Annotated in this window: 4 protein-coding genes and 4 pseudogenes; 4 read left to right on the forward strand and 4 right to left on the reverse strand. The window is 66.7% G+C overall.

Features of this window, described 5'->3' with window-relative positions; genetic code table 11:
- Positions 1–46: 46 nt before the first annotated feature.
- The 3 genes and pseudogenes from WA944_RS09255 to WA944_RS09265 all read left to right on the forward strand — a co-directional run.
- A pseudogene (locus WA944_RS09255) lies at positions 47–190 on the forward strand (GntT/GntP/DsdX family permease); the annotation flags it as partial.
- A 58-nt stretch (positions 191–248) separates the two neighbouring features.
- Positions 249–872, forward strand: coding sequence for a GntT/GntP/DsdX family permease (locus WA944_RS09260; RefSeq protein ID WP_526374180.1), 624 nt, complete (start codon positions 249–251; stop codon positions 870–872).
- Positions 869–1,012, forward strand: a complete 144-nt coding sequence (locus tag WA944_RS09265) for a GntT/GntP/DsdX family permease (RefSeq protein ID WP_526374181.1) — start codon at positions 869–871, stop codon at positions 1,010–1,012. Before WA944_RS09260 ends, WA944_RS09265 begins: the two co-directional genes overlap by 4 nt.
- A gap of 1 nt (position 1,013) precedes the next feature.
- Here the strand turns inward: WA944_RS09265 and WA944_RS09270 are convergent, their stop codons facing one another.
- The 4 genes and pseudogenes from WA944_RS09270 to WA944_RS09285 form a co-directional block, all read right to left on the reverse strand.
- Positions 1,014–1,550, reverse strand: a complete 537-nt coding sequence (locus tag WA944_RS09270; RefSeq protein WP_526374182.1) for a class F sortase — start codon at positions 1,548–1,550, stop codon at positions 1,014–1,016.
- 89 nt (positions 1,551–1,639) lie between these two features.
- Positions 1,640–2,362, reverse strand: a complete 723-nt coding sequence (locus tag WA944_RS09275) for a hypothetical protein (RefSeq protein ID WP_526374183.1) — start codon at positions 2,360–2,362, stop codon at positions 1,640–1,642.
- A 188-nt stretch (positions 2,363–2,550) separates the two neighbouring features.
- Positions 2,551–3,149, reverse strand: a pseudogene (locus WA944_RS09280) (TIGR03086 family metal-binding protein).
- 73 nt (positions 3,150–3,222) lie between these two features.
- Positions 3,223–3,738 (reverse strand): annotated as a pseudogene (locus tag WA944_RS09285) (transposase); the annotation flags it as partial.
- Between the two features lie 2 nt (positions 3,739–3,740).
- On the opposite strand from WA944_RS09285, the pseudogene WA944_RS09290 reads away from it, so the two are divergent.
- Positions 3,741–4,472: pseudogene (locus WA944_RS09290) on the forward strand (LLM class F420-dependent oxidoreductase); the annotation flags it as partial.
- Between the last annotated feature and the right edge of the window lie 371 nt (positions 4,473–4,843).

The raw sequence follows: 4,843 nt of genomic DNA on the forward strand, positions 1-4,843 counted from the left end.
GCTGCCCATCATCTACACCGTGGCCCGGCGCCTGGGCGCCTCGTTCATGCTCTACGTGCTGCCGTCCATCGGTGCCTTCCTGATGATGCACGCGTTGACCCCGCCGCACCCCGGCCCCACGGCCGCAGCGACGGTGATGGGTGCCGACGTCGGGATGGTGGTCGTTGTCGCCCTGCTCGTCGGCGTACCGACCTGGTACCTCGCCGGCTACCGCCTCGGACTGCTGATCGCCAAGCGGTACCCCGAACATGCCGGTGCCGAACCTGCTCGGCGACCCGAAGGACTATCCCGAAGACGAGCTGCCCGGATTCTGGACGATCATCCTCGTGCTGCTGCTGCCGCTGGGATTGATCTTCTTCAACACGATCTTCTCGACGCTGGAGGCAGACGGCGTGGTCGCCGACGACAGCATCGGCTACCAGCTCTCCCGGCTGATCGGGACCACCTCGATGGCGCTGCTGATCACCGTCCTGCTGGCCATGGTGCTGCTGTACGTCCTGCCACGGCGGCGGCGCCGCGAGCCCATAGGTTCGGTGTTGGAGAACCTCGTCGACGACGCGCTGGCGCCGATCTGCTCGATCATCCTGATCACCGGGGCCGGTGGCGCTTTCGGCGGGATCCTCACCGAGACCGGAATCGGGCAGACCCTGGCCGACGGTCTGCATGACGTAGGCCTGCCGGTCATGCTCGCCGGCTTCCTGATCGCGATCATCTTCCGGGTCGCCCAGGGCTCGGCCACCGTCGCGGCGACCACCGCCGGCTCCATCATGACCCCCGCCGTGGCCGAGATGAACCTCGGTGCGATCCTGCGATCCCCCTGGCAGCCGTCGTCGTCGGCATCTGCGCCGGCTCGATCACGTTCTCGCACGTGAACGACTCCGGCTTCTGGCTGATCGGGCGTTTCTGCGGTTTCGACACGGTGACCACCTTGAAGACGTGGACGGTCGTCGCCACCGCCATCGGCTTCATGGCAGTCGTGCTGGCTTCCGTGGTCTACCTGGTCACCAGCTGACTCAGACCTCGGCATGCACCAGCGTCGCGAACACCACGACGTTGTCCAGAAAGCTCGCCCGCTCAGTGTCGAAATCGCCGCCACAAGTGATCAGGCGCAGTTCGGCATGGTCGGGCGATCCGTATACCGCGTGTGTGGGGAACCCGTCCTTCGGATGACGCTCGACGCGGGTGACCCGGAACACCGCACGCGACCCGTCGGCACGGGCGACCTCCACCGTGTCGCCCGGCCTCAGCGCACCGAGGTTGTGGAACAGGCCTCGTTCGCCTTTCCAGTCGACATGCGCGACCAGCACCGCCGGCCCGAGAGCGCCGGGCATTGGAGCGCCCGCGTACCGGCCGGCCGCATGGGCACTGTCGGGGACCTCCATCGTGCCGTCGGCCTGAAGACCCAGGGGCACGATCTCCTCGCTGCGCACACCGAGCGCCGGGATGTTAAGGGAGACCGGTTCGGCCGGGGCCAGCATCAGAGCCGGACCCGGAGGCGGCCAGAACGGCAGAGGGGGCGGCGCGGGCGGCGGCGCGACGGTGGTCGGCATGCGTGGCTCCGCACCGGCTACCCCGCAGGTTGCGACGCCGAGAAGACCGGCGCCGATGATTCCCGCCAACCGCGCGCCGACCCCCGCGCTCAGCTGCCTCCGCCGGTGCTGCCGTCGCCGCTCGCGACGCCTCCGGCTGCAGCAGTCGCCGCCGCGCCAGGCGCCACCCCGCAGTTGGCGGGCAACGTGGCTTCGGCTGGGAGCCCCTGCAGACCCTTGGACTGCGCAAACGTCGATTCCCCCAACACCGTATCGAGGTTGTAGCTGCCGTTGTTGTCCACGTCGACGCCGTGCTGGACGACGGTCTGGTTGGCCAGCAGTTCGATCGTGCGGTCGGGCAGTTCCGCAGCCGCGAGCGTCCGGTCGTACAACACCCTGCCGGTCTCATCGGCGACCGGGAAGCGCTCCAGGGCCAGACCACTCGCCGCGCTGGTGTCCCCCTGTGTGGTCAATGCGATCTGGACCGGACCGTAGGAGGGCAGACCCTCCTCGACTGAGATGAAACCATTGCCGTCTGTATCGGCAGGCGGCAATGGACAGACGAAATCTCTGCCTTCGAAGCCGCCGTGGATGTGCTGCGCGTGCGGAGCATTGGGCACCAGCCCGGACGCGTTGATCTGCACCCGCAAACTACCGTCGGGGTTGGGGGTGAGCGTAGCGGTGCCGGTTGAGACGGTGCCGTTGAGCGGTGCCAGAGGTATCACCACCGGTAGTGCCGGAGCCGGGGGCGGCGGCTGCGCCGGGGCGACCGCTGGGAAAGCCAATGGCAGGGCGGCCGCCGCGGCCACCGCGCACAGATTCTTGGGATGCATTTCACTCCTCCTCGGGTGTCACGTCTGGCACGCGGATCACGGATCACGGATCACGGATTGCCAGACCGGGACGATCGTCGTTTGTGTCCCGACCCCCAGCTACCCGGCTCGCAAACGGCGAAACTGAAGAAATGTGACATGCAGGTGACACCACCCGGGCACGGCAGAGGTTGCGGCGCCAACCGCGGTCACGCCTTTCCGGCACCCCACGCCGGATCCCGGCCACTGCGCCCGGCGATACGGTCGATCGCGGGTGCGTCCTGCGGCACGGCGACCGCCGGACCGAACAACCCCTCGGTGCCCGAGGCGTCGAACTGTGTGAGATGGGCCAGACAGGCCTCGGCGGTGGCCGCATCGACGTCGAAGGGCTGGCCGGTGGCCCTGGCCAGATCCCAGCCGTGGATGACCACCTCGGCCAGCGCCACCGAGCCACCGGGCAGGTCGACGCCGCCGCCCGGGTCATCCCCGTCCAGGCATCGGGTTCCCGCCACGCCTGCGCCAGCTCCGCGAGGTTCGCGGGATAGGCGGAGCGCCACTGCGGGTCCAGGTCGCCACCTTCCTCCGGTGGCGTGTCGGTCAACGGACCCAGGTCTTTTCGTGCGGCGGCGGCGAATGCGACGGCCAATCCCCCGACGTGGGCCACCAGCTCGCGCAACGACATCTCGGCACACGGTGTCGCCGCATCGAGTTGGTCATCCCGGACGTTGTTCAACACCGCGGTAGTGCGGCGGCATGCCTCGCTCAAATCGATCACGGCATTACGACCCACCGGCGAGGCAAAACTCATCGCCGGCCCAGGTTGAATCAGGACTCTCACGAAAATTAGGTGAGTACAACAGGTGACCCGGATTCGTGGTGGGTCAGGCGGATTCGGTGAGTGGTTCGAGGGTGACTCGGTAGCCGAGGGATTCGAGTTGGTTGATGGCTCGGGATTTGGTGCGGGCGGGCTGGTGTGCGGTGTAGTAGTTGGCTCCGGGGTCGCGGTAGAAGTCGCCGTTGGTGAGCATGTTGTGTGCAGCGATGATCATGGCGTGTTCGACGGCGACTATGGCCCGCATCGGGCCACGTCGAGACGCGATGCGTTTGTACTTCGCTGAGAAATAGGTGTTCTTCGATCGGGCGGCCGACAGCGCGGCGATCCCGAGGACGCCCTTGAGGTAGCGGTTGCCCGGACGGGTCTTGGTCGACTTCACTCGGCCGGCGGACTCGTGGGAGCCCGGTGACACCCCGGCCCAAGATGCCAGATGCCCGGCGGTGGGGAAGACGCTCATGTCGCCGCCGGTTTCGGCGAGGAACACCTCAGCGACGATCCGGGAGAATCCCGGGATGCTCATCAGCAGGTCCCGGGCTGGGCGAAAAGGTTCCATCGCCTCCTCTCTATCCGATCTTCTCCGACCCGACCGGCCCGTGCCTGGAGGGTTGGGTGACGCTGACCGGGCTCGCCCAAGCCACCCGGCGGTTGCGGGTCGGCGTGCTCGTCACCGGTATCCACTACCGCCATCCCGCCGTCCTGGCCAACATGGCGTCCACCCTGGACATCGTGTCCGGTGGACGTCTGGAACTCGGCATCGGCGGAGGCTGGAACGAGGAGGAGTCCGGGGCCTACGGCATCGAACTCGGCAGCATCACCGAGCGGTTCGACCGGTTCGAGGAAGCCTGTCAGATACTGAAGGGACTGCTGTCGCAGGAGACGACCACGTTCGACGGAAAGTTCTACCAACTCACCGACGCCCGCAACGAACCCAAGGGGCCCCAACAGCCACACCCCCCGATCTGCATCGGCGGCGAGAAGCGCACCCTGCGGATCACCGCGCAGTACGCCGATCATTGGAACTTCGTCGGCGGTACACCCGAGGAGTTCGCCCGCAAGCGCGACGTGCTCGCCGCGCACTGCGCCGATGTCGGCCGGGACCCGAAGGAGATCACGCTGTCGGCCCACATCCGACTGGGCGAGGACCGCAATTTCCGCAAGGTGGTCGAGGATTCCATCGCGCTCGGGGCGGAAGGCCTGGATCTGGCGATCATCTACCTGCCGCCGCCGTACGACCCCGGTGTGCTGGAACCGCTGGCAGACACCATCTCCATGTCCGGCTTGCTCAGCAAAGAATAGCCGTGGTCACGAAGCGATAACGGTCAAGCAAACCGGGGGTCACATCCGGGCAGATGCGACGTCCCGCCGGGCCGCTGGTTCGCTAGATGCCGTAACGAACGAGTTCGTCGGCGGTGATCAACCGTTCGGCCTTTTCGGGGAACCCGCGGCTCTTGACCGGGTGACGGAACAATGACCAGGCAATTCGCCCTACTCGGTACCGGGAAATCGGGTTGATGTACACGGTGATTCTCCTGCGGTGTTCCAATAGCTGGACCGGGGAGCCACCTTACCGCAGCGCCCTCACCGAGTCATTAGATACCTACCCTCTGGCAAACTGCCGGAGGCACGCCGATCAAAGATCGGATGTTTTTGGAGTGACTGAAGTGACG

This window comes from Mycobacterium sp. (assembly GCF_049683355.1).
GTDB lineage: Bacteria > Actinomycetota > Actinomycetes > Mycobacteriales > Mycobacteriaceae > Mycobacterium.

Coding starts and splice junctions, on each gene's coding strand:
- WA944_RS09275 (WP_526374183.1), bottom strand. CDS start 2,362: ATGCATCCCAAGAATCTGTGCGCGGTGGCCGCGGCGGCCGCCCTGCCA.
- WA944_RS09260 (WP_526374180.1), top strand. CDS start 249: ATGCCGGTGCCGAACCTGCTCGGCGACCCGAAGGACTATCCCGAAGAC.
- WA944_RS09270 (WP_526374182.1), bottom strand. CDS start 1,550: ATGCCGACCACCGTCGCGCCGCCGCCCGCGCCGCCCCCTCTGCCGTTC.